The organism is Bizionia paragorgiae (assembly GCF_900107625.1).
Classification (GTDB): domain Bacteria; phylum Bacteroidota; class Bacteroidia; order Flavobacteriales; family Flavobacteriaceae; genus Bizionia; species Bizionia paragorgiae.
In genome coordinates, this window is record NZ_FNQK01000002.1 from 158,806 (window position 1) to 175,202 (window position 16,397).

16 protein-coding genes are annotated in these 16,397 nt (G+C 34.8%); all 16 read right to left on the reverse strand.

The window, feature by feature from the left end; genetic code table 11:
- Positions 1-19: 19 nt before the first annotated feature.
- Positions 20-1,039, reverse strand: coding sequence for a sugar phosphate nucleotidyltransferase (locus tag BLV64_RS01935; protein WP_092131705.1), 1,020 nt, complete (start codon positions 1,037-1,039; stop codon positions 20-22).
- A gap of 121 nt (positions 1,040-1,160) precedes the next feature.
- Positions 1,161-1,595: a dUTP diphosphatase gene (dut, locus tag BLV64_RS01940; RefSeq protein ID WP_092131708.1), complete on the reverse strand. Its 435-nt coding sequence runs from the start codon at positions 1,593-1,595 to the stop codon at positions 1,161-1,163.
- 1 nt (position 1,596) lies between these two features.
- A complete protein-coding gene (locus BLV64_RS01945; RefSeq protein WP_092131710.1) occupies positions 1,597-3,057 on the reverse strand; it encodes an oligosaccharide flippase family protein in 1,461 nt (486 codons plus the stop codon).
- Positions 3,058-3,263: 206 nt separating this feature from the next.
- The gene (locus tag BLV64_RS01950; RefSeq protein ID WP_092131713.1) at positions 3,264-4,904 is read right to left on the reverse strand and encodes a hypothetical protein; all 1,641 of its coding nucleotides are present in this window, start codon (positions 4,902-4,904) and stop codon (positions 3,264-3,266) included.
- A gap of 128 nt (positions 4,905-5,032) precedes the next feature.
- Positions 5,033-5,893 carry an ATP synthase F1 subunit gamma gene (gene atpG, locus BLV64_RS01955; RefSeq protein ID WP_092131716.1) on the reverse strand — a complete coding sequence of 287 codons (861 nt, stop codon included), beginning with the start codon at positions 5,891-5,893 and terminating at the stop codon, positions 5,033-5,035.
- Positions 5,894-5,938: 45 nt separating this feature from the next.
- Positions 5,939-7,519, reverse strand: coding sequence for a F0F1 ATP synthase subunit alpha (atpA, locus tag BLV64_RS01960; RefSeq protein WP_092131719.1), 1,581 nt, complete (start codon positions 7,517-7,519; stop codon positions 5,939-5,941).
- Positions 7,520-7,546: 27 nt separating this feature from the next.
- Positions 7,547-8,083, reverse strand: a complete 537-nt coding sequence (atpH, locus tag BLV64_RS01965) for an ATP synthase F1 subunit delta (protein WP_092131722.1) — start codon at positions 8,081-8,083, stop codon at positions 7,547-7,549.
- Between the two features lie 75 nt (positions 8,084-8,158).
- A complete protein-coding gene (locus BLV64_RS01970; RefSeq protein WP_092131725.1) occupies positions 8,159-8,659 on the reverse strand; it encodes a F0F1 ATP synthase subunit B in 501 nt (166 codons plus the stop codon).
- Between the two features lie 99 nt (positions 8,660-8,758).
- Positions 8,759-8,947: an ATP synthase F0 subunit C gene (gene atpE, locus BLV64_RS01975; RefSeq protein ID WP_008638050.1), complete on the reverse strand. Its 189-nt coding sequence runs from the start codon at positions 8,945-8,947 to the stop codon at positions 8,759-8,761.
- Between the two features lie 111 nt (positions 8,948-9,058).
- Positions 9,059-10,168: a F0F1 ATP synthase subunit A gene (gene atpB / locus BLV64_RS01980; RefSeq protein WP_092131728.1), complete on the reverse strand. Its 1,110-nt coding sequence runs from the start codon at positions 10,166-10,168 to the stop codon at positions 9,059-9,061.
- Positions 10,169-10,305: 137 nt separating this feature from the next.
- A complete protein-coding gene (locus BLV64_RS01985) occupies positions 10,306-10,677 on the reverse strand; it encodes a DUF6168 family protein (RefSeq protein ID WP_092131731.1) in 372 nt (123 codons plus the stop codon).
- Between the two features lie 23 nt (positions 10,678-10,700).
- A complete protein-coding gene (locus tag BLV64_RS01990; RefSeq protein ID WP_092131734.1) occupies positions 10,701-10,925 on the reverse strand; it encodes an AtpZ/AtpI family protein in 225 nt (74 codons plus the stop codon).
- Complete coding sequence (locus BLV64_RS01995; protein WP_092131736.1) at positions 10,897-11,298, reverse strand: bactofilin family protein; 402 nt, start codon at positions 11,296-11,298, stop codon at positions 10,897-10,899. The genes BLV64_RS01990 and BLV64_RS01995 overlap by 29 nt, the downstream gene beginning before the upstream one ends.
- A 19-nt stretch (positions 11,299-11,317) precedes the next feature.
- Positions 11,318-13,870 (reverse strand): type IX secretion system periplasmic lipoprotein PorW/SprE, encoded by a 2,553-nt coding sequence (porW, locus tag BLV64_RS02000; protein ID WP_092131739.1) that lies wholly within the window; start codon positions 13,868-13,870, stop codon positions 11,318-11,320.
- Positions 13,871-14,056: 186 nt separating this feature from the next.
- Positions 14,057-14,764, reverse strand: a complete 708-nt coding sequence (locus tag BLV64_RS02005) for an ABC transporter ATP-binding protein (RefSeq protein ID WP_177165284.1) — start codon at positions 14,762-14,764, stop codon at positions 14,057-14,059.
- A 21-nt stretch (positions 14,765-14,785) separates the two neighbouring features.
- On the reverse strand, positions 14,786-16,258 hold the full coding sequence (locus tag BLV64_RS02010; RefSeq protein WP_092131741.1) for a DUF5687 family protein: 1,473 nt from the start codon (positions 16,256-16,258) through the stop codon (positions 14,786-14,788).
- Positions 16,259-16,397: the final 139 nt, after the last annotated feature.

The window sequence follows — 16,397 nt, forward strand, 5'->3', positions numbered from 1 at the left end:
TAATATAAAAAGTCAAAAATTATTCCATTATTGAATAATCACCAATACTTATTTTAGTGAATTCTCCATTGTACTTTACGTGGTTACCAATCATGGCCTCGTCTAAATTAGCGTTTTTAATACTGGTATGGTTCTGAATTAGACTATTTTTAACGGTTGCATTCTCAATAGTGCAATTATTACCTATAGACACATTAGGTCCAATAGTCGCATTAATTAAAGATACGTTTTCACCTATAAAACAAGGCTCTATAATTTTAGAGTTCTCTAAAGTTACGGAATTTGAAACCAATTGCTCTTCGCCATCGGCAGTTAAAAACCCTAGCATACGCTGATTAGTTTCTAAGGTAACGGTTTTATTCCCGCAATCCATCCACTCACTAACTTCTCCAGTTTTAAAGATTTTACCTTTAGCCATCATGCCTTTAATACCATCGTTAATTTGGTACTCTCCGCCATTAATAATATTGTTATCTAATACATGTTGAAGCTCTTCTTTTAAAACAGCGACATCTTTAAAGTAATAAATACCGATAACGGCTAAATCACTAACAAAAGTGTCTGGCTTTTCAACAAGTTCTACAATTTCTTTTTTCTCGTTTAATTTAACAACACCATAAGCTTCCGGCTCATCGACTTGTTTAACCCAAATAACAGCATCTGCTTCCGGATCCAAATTAAAATCGGCTCTAATTAAAGTATCTGCATACGCAATAACTGCTGGCCCCGAAAGGGAATCTTTAGCACACATTATAGCATGTCCTGTTCCTAGAGGTTGATCTTGTCTGTAAATAGTGGCTTTAGCACCTAAACTTTGAGCAAGAGATTCTAAACTAGAAACCACGTCGTCTCCAAACCAAGCTGGATCACCTAGAATAAAAGCGATTTCTTCGATAGGTTGATTTAATACTTTTACTATATCCTTAACTAGACGATGCACTATAGGCTGTCCAGCAACAGGAATTAATGGTTTTGGAACGGTTAAACTATGCGGACGTAAACGTGAGCCTCGTCCGGCCATTGGTACGATTATTTTCATGATATTGCCTGCCAACGCAGGTGGTTTTATGTTATACTACGATCTAAAAATTTAGATCTTTTATTTTTATAAATATGATTCTATTCGGGTAAAGGCTTTTGCTTTGATCTGGAATCTCTTGTTACTTCACTCCTGTGCTACCAAATCCTCCGGTACCTCTATCGGTTTCAGAAAGGGTATCGACTTCAAGCCATTGGGCACGTTCGTGCTTTGCAATTACCAATTGTGCAATACGTTCGCCATTTTCTACAACAAAATCTTCGGTAGACAGATTAACTAATATAACGCCTACTTCGCCTCTATAATCAGCATCTACTGTTCCGGGCGCATTAAGCACCGTTACGCCCTTTTTAGCTGCCAAACCACTTCTTGGTCGTACTTGCGCTTCAATCCCCACAGGAAGCTCTAAAAACAAGCCTGTAGGCACAATCTTACGCTCCATAGGTTTTAATGTGATTGATTCGCTAATATGTGCACGTAAATCCATTCCTGCCGAGGCTAGGGTTTCATAGCTTGGTAAAGCTTGATTAGATTTATTAATTATCTTAATTTGCATATTACTGTTTTAAAAGTTGTTTAAGTTCTTTTTTCTCCATGGTAAATACGAGCGTTAAAAATACAATTAATGCTGAAATACCAAAGAGATAGTTACCTCTTAAATAATAGAATGAGACTACAGAAAGGGTAATAGAAACAAAGAGATAGGTGCTTATTTTCTTTAAATTATAGGGAATAGGGTAATATTTTCTCCCAAAATAAAAAGATAAGAGCATCATAACTGCATAAGCGGCTAAGGTCGCTACCGCCGATCCTTTATAACTATAGATTGGAATTAACCAATAATTTAACCCTAAGGTAAGCACGGCACCAAAAACTGAGATATAAGCCCCAAACTTTGTCCGATCGGTAATTTTGTACCACACCGATAGGTTGTGATAAATACCCAAGCAAAAATTAGCTAATAGTACGACAGGGACAATCCACATGGCTTCCCAATACGCCTCACCTTGCACCACAATCCGTTTTAACACGTCGGCAAACACCACCACTCCTAAAAGTATAATGGATCCGAAAGCCACAAAGAACTCTAAAATCTTGGCATAATTTTTTTGAGGGTTTTTAGTTTTAGAATGGCTAAAAAAGTAGGGTTCTATCCCTAGGCGATATGCGGTTATAAACAAGGTCATAACCACAGCAATTTTATAACACGCCGAGTACAAAGCAATTTCTCTATCGGCAATATCTACTGGTAAGAGTTGCTTTAATAAAATTCTATCGAAAGTTTCATTAACCGAAAAGGCAACTCCAGCAATAAGTACTGGAATAGCATAACGCATCATACGTTTCCATAAATCCGTATTAAAAATGTATTTCAATTTCACATAAAAAGGAAGCATTAAAGCTAAGGTTAGCCCACTAGCCACGATCATAGAAATTAAAATATAATTAACTTCAAAATGAGGTCGGTATAAACTCTCAAAAAACGCACTGTTTGGTGCTAATTTTTTTAATGCCAATAAAAAGAAGATGTTGAGCCCTAAGTTAACGGCAACATTTAGAATTTTTATAATCGCATAGCGCATGGGTTTCGTATTAGCCCGTAACCAGGCGAAAGGAATTATAACCAAGGCGTCTAATAACAAAATCCAAATTACCAAGGTAATGTACTCCACTTTAATAGCGACTAGAGCTGCTATTTGATCTTTAAGTAATAAGCCCACAGCGAGGAATGCTAAAGAGGATAGTATTAAAGAAATGGATGCTGTACCGGTTACCGTTTCGGACTCTTCTTCTTTATTAAAAAAACGAAAAAATGCCGTTTCCATACCGTAAGCAAGAATGACGTTAAACAGTACAAAGTAAGCGAAGATGTACGAAATTACACCATACTCCTCCACTGAGGATAACACATCTTTGGTGGTATACAGCGGTACTAGAAGAAAGCTTAACATTCGCGGCAATACGGTAGCTAAACCATAAATGAATGTTTGTTTAAAAAGAGATTTGAATCCGCTCAAGTTGACTATGGGTATTTTAGGTTAAAAGTATTGAATTCGTAAGACCTAAAAAAGGAAATAGCTCGAGATTTACACGAGCTCGAGTTGAGACTAGTACGAATAGCTAATGAAGGCTGTAAAAGCGCTGTGCAGATTATTAAAATAATAGCTCGCTATAAGGCATAAAAAAGCCCCATTCTAGCGAATGAGGCTTTTTTTATTTATTATTATTTAGTTATAGTTAATTCCCCTAAAGTATTGCCCTCTTTATTTCCGCCATAAATAAGGTAGCTGTTAGAAGCTTTTTTATATTTAGTAGATGGCCTTACTACAATTTGCTTTTTTTCAAATTCAGTAGGGTCTGTTCTTGTTAATTCACCTGTTTGTTCATTGAACGAAAAAGCTACAGGTATCATTTTATTCACATTTCGAACTTTTTTAACATCATCCATTTTAGTTATACCAATATTTTTAGGGTCATCATTAACCAGAACGGTTAATTGTCCATTGTGATAAATTGGAATAGCACTTAAATACTCTGGTCCACTACCTAAAACGGCTAAGGGAAAGTACATACCTGCTGAAACTGAAACTCCACCTGAGCTTCCAAGAAAGCCAACCGAAAAACCTAATTCTCTCACTGTTATTTGTTGTTCTTTTGGTATTACATTACTCCAGTCTAAGGTACCGTCTTTTTTTAAGGCTGAAACAATAATTTCGTTCGTAATGTAGGTATAGGGTGTAATAGATAGTGGTCCAAAACCACTTGATGCTCCTTCTATAATAACCTTATATTCTGAGAGCACAATTACACCTCCATTTTCTCTTTCTACAAAAGCAATATTTTGATAAAAAGGTTTCAAATCCTTTCCTTTTTTAGCCCTTCTCTCTCCTATAAGATGCTTTTTTACATCGAAAGAAAACGCATTAAATGTTTTTTTAGTGACTTCTCCAGTATTATAATTAAATGTTACATTATAAATACCTTCTACAGTAGATTCAGCTTTACCACTTTTCTTAATATCGGAATAAAAACCAATAGCATGTAAGGTATTGTCTTTTGTTTCTATTAAGCTACAGTTTAATGCCCTTTTCCCTGTTAAACTTACATTAGTAACTTGCTTGGTATAATTATTACTAGCTAAATAAGAGTGGATTGTAATAGTGTTTACACTCGTTTTATTTTTTTTGTCTCTATAGCTTTCTGTTGTTGCAATTAAAACATCACCATGTTCATTTACTTGAACATCTGAAAAGTCATATTGTTGTCGGTTTTTATCTTGAAAAACAACTTCATAACTATCTTTTAAGACCTCTGTTAAGTTGTCGTCTAATAGAGTAACGGTATATTTTAACTGTTCTTCTTTAGTATTGATCCCCACATGAGCAACAAGGTAATTAAACTCATCGTAAGAAGTAGTAAACACAAAGCTCCCTTTATTCCTTTTATTTTCTACTGGAACAGAAAAGACATGGGTTGTTTTTACAATTTTATTTCCTTCAATTTCTTTTGCTAAAAAGTTATATGTATCTGCTTTCTTATCGAAATAAGACACCATTAAAAACACCTTTTCACCAACAATAACTAGGTCTTCAATTTGTAATTTACCGCCGTTCTTTTTCTCAAATTCAAGCAAAGAGCTGCTTTTAAACCCTTTAGTAGACGCATCGAATGTTTGTAAAAAAAAGTCTTTTTTCTTTCTCGATAAAGCGTATATAGTATTGTGTCTTTCACCAGCAATTTGAATAACATCACCGTCATTATTTTCGATGGTTGCTCCAAAGTTTAGGTCGATGTTTCCAACATCTAATTGAGCAAATGCGGTTATGGAATAAGATAAAAGTAATACTAGTAATAGTTTTTTCATAAGTAGGTTGTTCAATTTTTTTGGTTTATATCCTGTTGCAAAATAGTCTTTTAATCCTTAAACTAGGGGTATAAAAAAAACCTTGTTCTAATAGAACAAGGTTTTTTTTATAAATAGTAAACTAGAACTTAGTTATTCAAAGCTTCAGCTCCACCAACGATCTCAAGGATTTCGTTAGTAATAGCCGCTTGACGTGCTTTGTTGTATGTTAATTTTAATTGATCTCTTAACTCGGTTGCATTATCGGTTGCTTTATGCATTGCTGTCATACGCGCTCCGTGCTCACTAGCAAAAGAATCTCTAACGCCCTTATAAAGTTGGGTCTTAAGAGATTTAGGAATAAGCTCCTCAATGATTTCAACTTTAGAAGGTTCAAACACATAGTCTGCAGTGTTTTCTTCATCACCTTCTATAGGAACAATTGGTAAAAATTGCTCGGTCATTACAATTTGAGTTGCTGCATTTTTAAACTTATTGTATACGATTTCAATTTTATCGTACTCATTATTTAAAAATTTCTCCATTAGCATTTCGGCAATTTCCGCAACATTATCGAAGGTTAAATCATCGAAAACATCACTTCTATTAGCGATAACGATATCTTTTTTAGCAAACGCATCATTAGCTTTTTTACCAACAGCTAAAACAGAAACATTTTTATCTGCATACGTGTCGCTAATTAGCCTTTGTGTTTGCTTAATAATATTTGAATTAAAAGCGCCACACAACCCTCTGTTTGAGGTAATGCTAACGATAAGTACGTTCTCAACCTCTCTTTGTTCTGCGAATTTACTTCCAGAACCAGAATTAAGAGAAGCACTTAAACTTTGTAAAAGTTCTGTTAACTTATCCGAATAAGGTCGCATTGCCGTAATAGCATCCTGAGCTTTCTTTAACTTTGCAGCCGATACCATTTTCATGGCACTGGTAATCTGCATCGTTGAAGATACTGAAGTAATTCTATTACGTATTTCTTTTAAATTTGCCATATTTTAAAATATGAAATAAAATCCCCACTTGCGTGGAGATGTTAATTATGCTTTATATTTTCCTGATAAATCTTTTGCTACAGTTATTAAAGTGTCTGTAACTTCATCAGTTAATTTACCTGCCTTTAATAAATCTAACACACCTCTGTGTTTAGCGTTTAAGAACTCGATAAAATCACGTTCGAACTCTTTAACTTTTGCTACAGGCACATCTTTTAATAAGTTTTTAGATCCCGCATAGATAATTGCTACTTGGTCTTCTACTGTAAACGGATCGTTTTGAGCTTGCTTTAAGATCTCTACGTTACGTTTACCTTTTTCAATTACGTTTAAAGTAACAGCATCTAAATCAGATCCAAATTTCGCGAAAGCTTCTAATTCACGGAATTGTGCTTGGTCTAATTTTAATGTACCAGATACTTTTTTCATTGATTTAATCTGAGCGTTACCACCAACACGAGATACAGAAATACCTACGTTAATTGCTGGACGTACACCAGAGTTAAATAAATCTCCATCTAAGAAGATTTGCCCATCGGTAATAGAAATTACGTTTGTTGGGATATATGCTGAAACGTCTCCTGCTTGCGTTTCGATAATTGGTAATGCAGTTAAAGAACCACCACCTTTTACGATTGGTTTTAAAACGTCTGGTAAGTCGTTCATTTCTTTAGCAATCGCATCATTATTAATAATTTTTGCAGAACGCTCTAATAACCTAGAGTGTAGGTAGAAAACGTCACCTGGATACGCCTCACGTCCTGGTGGACGACGTAATAATAAAGATACCTCACGGTATGCTACGGCTTGTTTTGATAAATCATCAAATACAATTAAAGCTGGACGACCAGTATCTCTAAAGTACTCTCCAATAGATGCTCCAGTAAATGGTGCATATACCTGCATTGCTGCTGGATCTGATGCATTAGCTGCAACAATAGTCGTATACGCTAAAGCGCCTTTTTCTTCTAATGTTTTAGCAATTAAAGCTACTGTAGATGCTTTTTGCCCTACAGCAACGTATATACAATATACAGGGTTACCTGCATCGTAAAATTCTTTTTGGTTTAAGATAGCATCAATACAAACGGTAGTTTTACCAGTTTGACGGTCACCAATTACCAACTCACGTTGACCTCTACCTACTGGAATCATTGCATCAATTGCTTTAATACCTGTTTGTAATGGCTCGGTTACTGGCTCACGATAAATAACTCCTGGTGCTTTACGCTCCAAAGGCATTTCGTAAGTTGTACCTTCAATAGGTCCTTTACCATCGATAGGGTTACCCAATGTATCTACAACACGGCCAACAATACCTTCACCCACTTTTACAGAGGCAATACGAGAAGTACGTTTTACTGTAGATCCTTCTTTAACTCCTACAGAAGTTCCAAGTAGTACAATACCTACGTTGTCTTCTTCTAAGTTAAGTACAATACCTTCTGCACCACCATCGAATTCCACTAACTCTCCATATTGAGCATTAGCTAATCCGTAAGCACGTACGATACCATCACCTACAGTTAATACTGTTCCAACTTCATCTAAAGAAGCGCTAGCTTCAAATCCTGAAAGTTGTTGTTTTAAGATTGCTGATACTTCAGCTGGGTTTACTTCTGCCATCTTATTATTTATTTAGATATAACTATCTTAGTTTAATGTAAATTCTCTTTTTAGTTTACTTAATTGGTTTGCGATACTCGCATTGTACTGAATATCTCCAACTCGTAAAATGAAACCACCTAAAATGCTTTCATCTATAATATTTTTTAATTCTGCGTCTTTACCGGTAAGGGCTTTTATTTTCGCAGACACTTTAGCCGATAACTCTTCTGTTAATGCTACAGCAGTTGTTACCGTTGCCACTTGCATCCCTCTAGATTCGTCAAACAACACCACATACTGAAGTGCTATTTCTTCTAAAAGCGCTAAACGTTTATTTGTAATTAAAGTATCTATTAAATTAACGGTTAATGCATTAGATCCTTTAAAAATCTCTAATAACGCCGATTTTTTAATAGCTGAACCAACAACTGGACTTTTAAGCATATTACTTAAGTCTTGACTCTCTGCAATGGTTTTAGCGAATAGCTTCATATCAGTATTTACAGCTTCTGCTGAATTCTGATCTTTTGCTAAGCTTAACATTGCTTTTGCGTATCGTATTGCTGCTCTTGCTCCTGCCATAGTTTCCTATCCTAACAACCTCCTTTTATCTTCGTTAAAACGATATGACTAAGGTAAGTTATAAATTTGTTATACTTAGTTTAATTTTGCGTCAGCTAACATAGAGTCTACTAATGCTAGTTGCTTGTCTTTATTAGATAATTCTTGACGTACTACTTTCTCTGCAATCTCTAAAGATAAACCAGCGACATGACTTTTTAATTCTGCCATTGCTGCATTTTTCTCACCTTCGATCGCGATTTGAGCTTGCTCAATCATAGCGTTAGCTTGTGCTTGTGCTTCCTCTTTTGCTGTAGCAATCATATTATCTTTCATCTCACGTGCTTCTTTTAGCATACCGTCTCTTTCTAGACGTGCTTCTTGAAGTAACTTCTCGTTAGAAGCTGTAAGGTTTTGCATTTCTAATTTTGCTTTTTCAGCAGAATCTAATGCCTCTTGAATACCATCTTCTCTCGTTTGTAACGCATCTAAAATTGGTTTCCAAGCAAATTTTCTCATTAATACAATTAATATTAATAAGATGAAGGCTTGCATAAAAAATAAGCCTACTGAAAAATCGTTTAATAAAGTTTCCATACTATATAGATTACTTAAATTCTCTTTGTTTGTTTAATTTAAAAACAGTTTCTGCAACCAACCGTTGCAGAAACGTGTTTCTTTGTTTTTAGGAAAATCTTATTTACCTAAGATTAATGCACCGAATGCTAAACCTTCCAATAAGGCACCGATGATGATCATCGCAGTCTGAATTTTTCCAGCTGCTTCTGGTTGACGAGCAATACTTTCCATTGCTTTTGATCCAATCATTCCTAAACCGATACCTCCACCGATTACGATCATTCCTGCTCCAATTAAATTGTACATACTAATTTGGTTTTATAAATATTAATTAAACAAATTCTTAATTTAAGTTTAAACACGTTTAACACAGTGTTCTCCCTTTATATAATGATTGCTATTCTGCAATCTTAATTTTTAATGTTCGTCGTGCTCTTCTACAGCCATACCAATAAATAACGATGATAACATCGTAAAGATAAAGGCTTGTAAGAACGCTACTAGTATCTCAATAAACATAATGAATATTGATAATAGTAAAGAGACTCCTGTTGATGCTACTGGACCAAAAGCAGCCTTCATAGTAATCATTAAGGCCATTAAACTCATAACTACGAAGTGTCCTGCAGTAATGTTTGCATATAAACGCACTAATAATGAGAATGGCTTAATAATTAAGAATCCAATTAATTCGATAACCGCAAGAACTGGTCTTAATATTTTAGGTACACCTGGCATCCATAAGGTATGTGCCCAAAAGTCTTTAGACCCACTAAACACATAAATAATCATGGTAAATATACCTAAACAAGCTGTTACAGCTATCTGTCCTGTTACGTTAAATCCTAATGGTGATAATCCTAATAAGTTTAAGATTAAGATAAAAAAGAACACAGTTAATAAGAAGCCCATAAACTTACGGTACTTTTTATCTCCAATATTTGGTCTCGCTATCTCATCACGCACATAAATCACTAAAGGCTCTAACACTCTAGAAAATCCTTTAGGAATAGTATTTCCTTTTTTATACCCTCTAGCTAAAGCACCAAAACCTAACAACATTAACAATCCTGTTAACAGCATTCCAAAAACACTTTTTGTAATAGAAAAGTCAATAACTTTAGACGCGTTAGTTGGGTGGTGGTCTTCATCAAAAGAAAGTGCAGCTGCCCCTTCTTCTAACTCATATAATTTAGTATGGTATTTAACTATTTTTGTTCCATCCTTATCAACAACAACTTCTCCGTTATCATCATGGTGAAACGCTGAAGACATAAATGTTTTTAATCCATTACTTGTCCATACAATAACCGGTAAAGGAAAACCATAATGAGTTCCTGAGGCATTGTCTGTGTATAAATGAAAATCGTGAGAATCTTTAAGGTGATGAGCAATATACTCTCTTATTTCATCTGGTGAATCTACTAAATTGTTTTCTACAGCATCATCTTGAGCAAACGCCGTAAATGAAGTTAATGCCAAAACGAATACTACTAAAAACTTGATAGATTTTGTTGCTACCATCATACTTTATCTAAATAATGAAATTTATGTCCTGCAAATTTTGTGCAAATGTACGGAATAATTTCAAATGCCAAACTCTTTTTTTTAATAGATTTTCAACTAATAAATAAAGTTTAAAATCGACAAGGTATAATTAGTAACTATTTGCTATTTAACAGCTTACCAACTACTATAGCTTCAGCCAATAAAAAAATAAACAATGGAATCACCAAACCTATGCGTTCTGGTTGGGTTAAAGTCTCCTTACTGAAAACCGATTCTTGAAATAATAATACAAAGAATCCTATTTTAAAAAACATGGTCATAAGGTAGCCATACCCTGCCTGATTGGGTAAAATTGACGCTAATAGCTCCACTAGAAAATAAACAAGAGCTGCCGCAATCGCATGAAAACTATAGACGAGTAATAAGGAATATGAAAGCTCGGATGTATTTAGGTAATTATGAATATTATAAGTCAAGGCAAATAGTACTGCGATGGCCAGTACAAAAATGAGTATACGTTTATACATTGGGTAATAGAATCTTAATTAAATTAGTCTTTATTAGTTAAATTAATTACTTGCTTAATAACTGCAAAAATAGCTATAAACACAGCGCACAACGTCACTATTTTATAGTACAACTGATCTTGATTATCAAACTTAATATCCAACCACTCTCCTAATTTACTACCTAAATAAATGGTTAATCCCATTTGTAGAGCTATGGTCGTAAATCGGATAAAAGGATTAAGCGGTTTTTTGGGTTTTTGAGTCACCTTTTATATCTTTTACTGTTGTTTTCATTTCACAGGTTACATCGAAAGTAGCTCCCGGATCGATAGCTAATTTCTGAGTCATTACCTCGCCCTGAATAGCAGCGGTTGCTTTTAAATTTAAGGTATCTGTTACCTGTAACTTCCCAGAAAAAGCCCCTTCAAAATAGGCATTTGCACAGTGTAAAGTCCCTGTAATAACACCTGTTTTTCCAACAACCACTTTTCCTGGTGTTTTGACATTACCTTCAATAACACCATCGATGCGCAAATCGCCTTCACTAGTGAAATCGCCTACTATAGTAGTTCCTTTTGCTATGATGTTTTGAATGGATGAATGGGAATCGTTTTTACTTTTTTTATTATCGGAAAACATACTATTAAATATTTTGGGGTTATTGAATGGTTTTATAGGTATCTATATTTTTATGAATCTGAATGGTGCGGTAGTTTTTTGATGAAATAGAAGTAAACGGGCGCGTAAGTTTTTTTCGATCTTCTTTTTCTAACAATTGCATAAAGCCTTGAGCGCCTTCTATGCTTTTTAAACCATGAACAACTACAAAGGTTGTGTCTTTATTATATACGTCGACCGAAGTGCTTAAATTAAAGTACTCCACTTTCTTTACGCTTTCGTCTAAAGTTTTTACAAAATCTTCCAAACCATTATCTGCTGTGTTTTGAAATTCGTAAACCACTTTAAAGCTTTTAAAACTTTCATTTTCTGAGAACTCCGATGATCGTAATGCTTCTAGAGCATTATTAATAATATCTTGAGCTTGTACACCCTCGGTGGTATTTGCGTAATTCACCGCCACATCATTTATTGCTTTCTCATAAGCTTCAAAGCCGTATAGTCTACCTATTGCAAACGCTTTTAACAATTCGAATTTAGGCACCATAGCATCACCTTCAAACATTGAAATCGAGCTATTACTTTTTGAAATAACACGCTCGAACTCTTGATTTTGAAACAACTTATAGGTGTTTTCATAAACACTTTCCGGACTGTTTTCATCACGCTCTGCAGCTAAACCAGGGTTACTTAGCAGTTGTGCATATCGCGATTCGGGGTAATTTGTTATAATATCATTTTTAGCTATAGAAACCGCATCACTGCGTCCTTGAAGCTCATAAATTTTATAGAGATTGTATTTTGAAGGTAATATTAATCGCTCTTCAGGATTGTTGTTTAACAAGGCTAAAAACTTGTCTTTAGACAAGTCATACTCCTTAAATTTCTCCTTATAAATTAAGCCCAATTGATAGTAAGCATAATCCCTGTCTTTGATTAGGGTAGCAATCTCATCGGAATCGGTCGGAATTTGCGCTATATAATACTCAGGATCAAACAATTCATTAGTACTCCCATCTACTTCACTACCTGTTTCTAAAGCAGCAAAATTAGAAGCGGCGCTTTTTGATGACCACCTCCAATTATCGGCGAGCTCACGATCCCCCCAAATACGAAGAAACTCATTTTTACCGTAGGCTACCGTTTGGTCGTTATAGAAATAAAAGCTTGAACTATTCGCCCCACTCTTTTTTGTCTTAGCAAAAGTATTCGCGGCTGTATTCCCCGCATTATTTAATGCAAGTCCTTTTTTCTGTTCTAATACGGCTTGCTTCTCGGCTTCCTCTTCAGCTTTTAATTTTAAAGTCGCAGTATAGTCTTTAAAAAACTGTAAGCGTTCATCTTTAGACAATGAAACTAAATTTAAGATACTATCATTTACCTCAGCAACACCCTCATAATAAATAACATCCTCTAAGTTTTCTCTTTTACGCTTAATTACTCTAAAAGCCTTGCTATTCTCTACCATACTGGTCATCGTGCTATCATAATAAGATCCAGCATCCTTATAGCGGTTAGCATCGAAACTCATATCTCCTAGAGTCTCATAATTGGTTGCTACAAGAATTTTATCTAATGAATTTTCCCGTAGCGATTTGTTATAAAACACCTGCGCTAACGAATCGTTACCCAACGTTAAATAGTACTGCGCTTTTTGATGATAAATATGATCTAAAAACGGTCTGTTCTCACGGTTCTTTTCCAATTTTGTTAAATGCTCCATGAACTCCAATTTATTACCCGTGGTATAATCGAAGTTTTTAGCCTTTTCTAAATGGGCATTAATCAAATATTTTTTTGGAATTTTACGATTTAAAGCAATAACCTTATCGAAGGCCAAATTAGCGCTATCGGCTTTATTTAAGGCGTTGTACAACTGACCTTCAATAAAAGCGAAGCGGCCTTTTTCGTTATTTTTTGTAGTGGTTTTAGCTGCAACTGCAATTTGAGCTAAGGCGCTATCCAAATGTTTCGTGTTTATATAGGCTTGTGCTAAAATGGATGTCGCATCAGCTAAATCCTGACCTTCTAATTCTTCTTGCTCTAACAGGCGTTTTAAATTGATAATAGCCAACTCACTATTATCTAAACGCATATTAGTTTTTTCACGCCAGACTTTAGCTTGGTTAATTTTATCACTTGCAGGATACTTATACAAGATGTAGTTGAAGGCTTCTAAAGCAGGAATAAAACGCTGATCGAAATAACGTGCTTTCCCCAACAACAAATACGCCTCATCCATTTGCGGGTTTTTCTCTTTACCCTGGATATTCATACTGTGCATTTGTATGGCTTTAACCGCTTTTTCTTCTGCTATGCTAAATTCTGCATTTTCTGACTGCCCAGGTAGAATCACATCCTCTTCAATTTGCATGCGCTCGACAGGAAGAATAGCCCAATAATTATCGCGATAGGACGTATTTAAGTTTTTTCGCCCTTGCTCTAATTCATTATATCCGTTGTATAAGGTGTTATATTCGGCTGTAACAGCGTGAAAATTCCGATTAATAAAACTGTCTTTTTTACGAGAACATCCTACTAAAGTTACGGTAACTAATACTGCCGATAATATGGGTTTTAAAGCTGTTTTCAAGGGTGTAATTTTTTTATCTATTACATAACTAAGAACTTGCGAAAATATTATGTTCTTAATACATAAGCACGTAAAAATAAGCAACTTTTTTGGAATAGCTTAATTTTTTACAATTTCTAATAGTTTACACTAAAGAAACACTTTAAATTTCAATATAACAAAAAATAAAAGAAAACCAACCCACGACTAAACTATTTTCTCTCCAGAAAAATGCGCTTCTAATTCTTTTAGTGTCGCAGGACTGGTTTCTAAATCTTTAACCACCTCGCCTTTTTCGAGAACAACAATACGCTCACAGACATCGGTAACATGCATTAAATCGTGACTAGAAATTAATACGGTCACCCCTTTTGTTTGCGCCAAATCCTTAATAATCTGCTTAAGTCGTATTTGAGTTGTGGGATCTAAATTTGCAAATGGCTCATCTAGAATAATCACTTCTGGATTACCAATTAAAGCCGCTACTATACCCGCTTTTTTCTGATTTCCTTTACTTAAATCTCGCAGGTACTTCTTTTGCTTTAAAATCTCTCCATTAAAAAAATCTTCAAACTGAGCTAATAAAGCATCGACATCTGCCTTAGACTGGTGACGTAAATCGCCAATAAAATAAAAGTATTCCTCGGCGGTTAAGTAACCAATTAAAAAGCTTTCGTCAATAAACGACGAGGTAAACGGTTTCCAATCTTCACTCTCGTGAACCAAAATACCATTGTTTTCTATATAACCCGAAGACGGCTGGATTAAATCTAGTAACAAACTAAAATAGGTTGTTTTACCAGCACCATTATTTCCTACCAATCCAAAACTTTGACCTTTTGGGATATCGATGCTTTCAATATGAAGCACTGAAACCTCGTTATATACTTTGGTTAAATTGACTGTTTTAATCATAATTAGTTAATTGAGATTGAATTATTGTTTTTCTGAAAAAGCAGCTATCGTTTTATACTTTCCTTTTTGATATACACCTTCTATAAGTTTAAAGATATAAGGCTTTAAAACGATGCCTAAAACACCTACTAAAGCGAGAGCAATTAAGCCTGCGTTAAAACTTATTAACTTATAAGGCACATAAAAAATTAGCATCGGTAATAAAAATTTAGGCAAGCCAATCAGCAGTTGTGTAGGGTTAAAGCCGTTGGTATTACTAAACGCTTTAGCCTTTACATTAAGCTCTACTGGCACACGGTTTAAAGCCCCACCAAATAGGGTTAAATACGAGTTTAAGCCAATATTAAATACTGCTCCAGCGGCAATCATTCCAAAAATATCCCAACCAAAATAAATATAGGGCGTACTCAAAATAAACGATAGCAATACGGCGGCAACCATTAAATACCATTTCGATTCTAAATAGGTTTTGTAGGGTATATTCTGGCTCATTAACAACTTATAATATTCGCTATCCCATGATGGCACATGCTGACCGAAAGTCATAAGAAACCCTCCAGTAATAAACATGGAAGCAAAAGCTAAAATGGCCGGCATGTCGCGATAGGTCTCCTGGGTATAAAAAATTAAACCGTAAAAAAGAAACATAAAAGACATCATCATCACTTGACGAGGTCGCGCATTTCTTACGATTAATTTAATATCATTTTTTAAAAAAGGCGCTACAGCACCAAAACGGTTTAACCATGATAAATCACTACCACTAACTTCTTTTACTTTTTTAGAAATGGCATCGTCTAAATAGAACCCTTTTTTTATGTATTTAAAAGTGGCGTAAAACAAGCCGACAAGAATAACAATGGGTAGAATAACTAAATACGGCGTGTTATAAAGGTAGTTAAAGGCGTAACCAGCAGGTTCTGAAATTTTAAAAATAGCAAAATGCTCTAAGGCTCCAAACGTTGCTACTAATACTAAAACCGTATAAAATACGAGATTGTTTTTATTGACTAAAAAGTTTATAAAGTTAAGAGACAAGGTTATCGCTACAAAACTAATTAACCATGCCACAACCTGAATAACAGGATAACCCTGTACCAATAGCACAGTAGAAAATGGCACAACGATAATTAGTGGTAAAATATTAAAAAACGACAAGGTTGTTTTCCCTAGCAAATAATATATAATCGTGTTCCGCTTTACCGGAATACTCATTAAGGGCTTTACGTTCATTACAGGCAATTGCTGCATAAAATACCTTAGCATAAAATCGAAAAGAAACCAATAGAGCACGTAGTTATTCACCGTTGTCATGGGATCGATTTCTGGCATTGCTTTTTTTAGGATAAAATACAATCCAACTCCTAAAAGCAAGGCCATACCCCCAAAATAAAGCACAGCAAAAGCCATTACAATTTTTATAGCAATTCCTTTTTTAAAATAGGAAGAACGAGAAAACTGTTTCCATTCAAAACTTAAAAAGCGATTAATCATAAGTGGTTATTAGTTTGCGTTACATTAAAGTTAGTACAACTAAACGACGATTTGTTACAAATAATACGAATCCTCATTTTAAAACTACCACAAAATAGTTTTATTTCTATCAATCAACTGAGCATTTGCGTTCAAATTT

What these genes read in the sequence shown, in the direction of transcription:
- BLV64_RS01950 (WP_092131713.1), bottom strand. Translation starts at nt 4,904, where the DNA reads ATGAAAAAACTATTACTAGTATTACTTTTATCTTATTCCATAACCGCA.
- atpA (WP_092131719.1), bottom strand. Translation starts at nt 7,519, where the DNA reads ATGGCAGAAGTAAACCCAGCTGAAGTATCAGCAATCTTAAAACAACAA.
- BLV64_RS01985 (WP_092131731.1), bottom strand. Translation starts at nt 10,677, where the DNA reads ATGTATAAACGTATACTCATTTTTGTACTGGCCATCGCAGTACTATTT.
- BLV64_RS01970 (WP_092131725.1), bottom strand. Translation starts at nt 8,659, where the DNA reads ATGGAAACTTTATTAAACGATTTTTCAGTAGGCTTATTTTTTATGCAA.
- atpG (WP_092131716.1), bottom strand. Translation starts at nt 5,893, where the DNA reads ATGGCAAATTTAAAAGAAATACGTAATAGAATTACTTCAGTATCTTCA.
- BLV64_RS02010 (WP_092131741.1), bottom strand. Translation starts at nt 16,258, where the DNA reads ATGATTAATCGCTTTTTAAGTTTTGAATGGAAACAGTTTTCTCGTTCT.
- atpH (WP_092131722.1), bottom strand. Translation starts at nt 8,083, where the DNA reads ATGGCAGGAGCAAGAGCAGCAATACGATACGCAAAAGCAATGTTAAGC.
- BLV64_RS01995 (WP_092131736.1), bottom strand. Translation starts at nt 11,298, where the DNA reads ATGTTTTCCGATAATAAAAAAAGTAAAAACGATTCCCATTCATCCATT.
- atpE (WP_008638050.1), bottom strand. Translation starts at nt 8,947, where the DNA reads ATGTACAATTTAATTGGAGCAGGAATGATCGTAATCGGTGGAGGTATC.
- BLV64_RS01935 (WP_092131705.1), bottom strand. Translation starts at nt 1,039, where the DNA reads ATGAAAATAATCGTACCAATGGCCGGACGAGGCTCACGTTTACGTCCG.
- dut (WP_092131708.1), bottom strand. Translation starts at nt 1,595, where the DNA reads ATGCAAATTAAGATAATTAATAAATCTAATCAAGCTTTACCAAGCTAT.
- BLV64_RS02005 (WP_177165284.1), bottom strand. Translation starts at nt 14,764, where the DNA reads ATGATTAAAACAGTCAATTTAACCAAAGTATATAACGAGGTTTCAGTG.
- atpB (WP_092131728.1), bottom strand. Translation starts at nt 10,168, where the DNA reads ATGATGGTAGCAACAAAATCTATCAAGTTTTTAGTAGTATTCGTTTTG.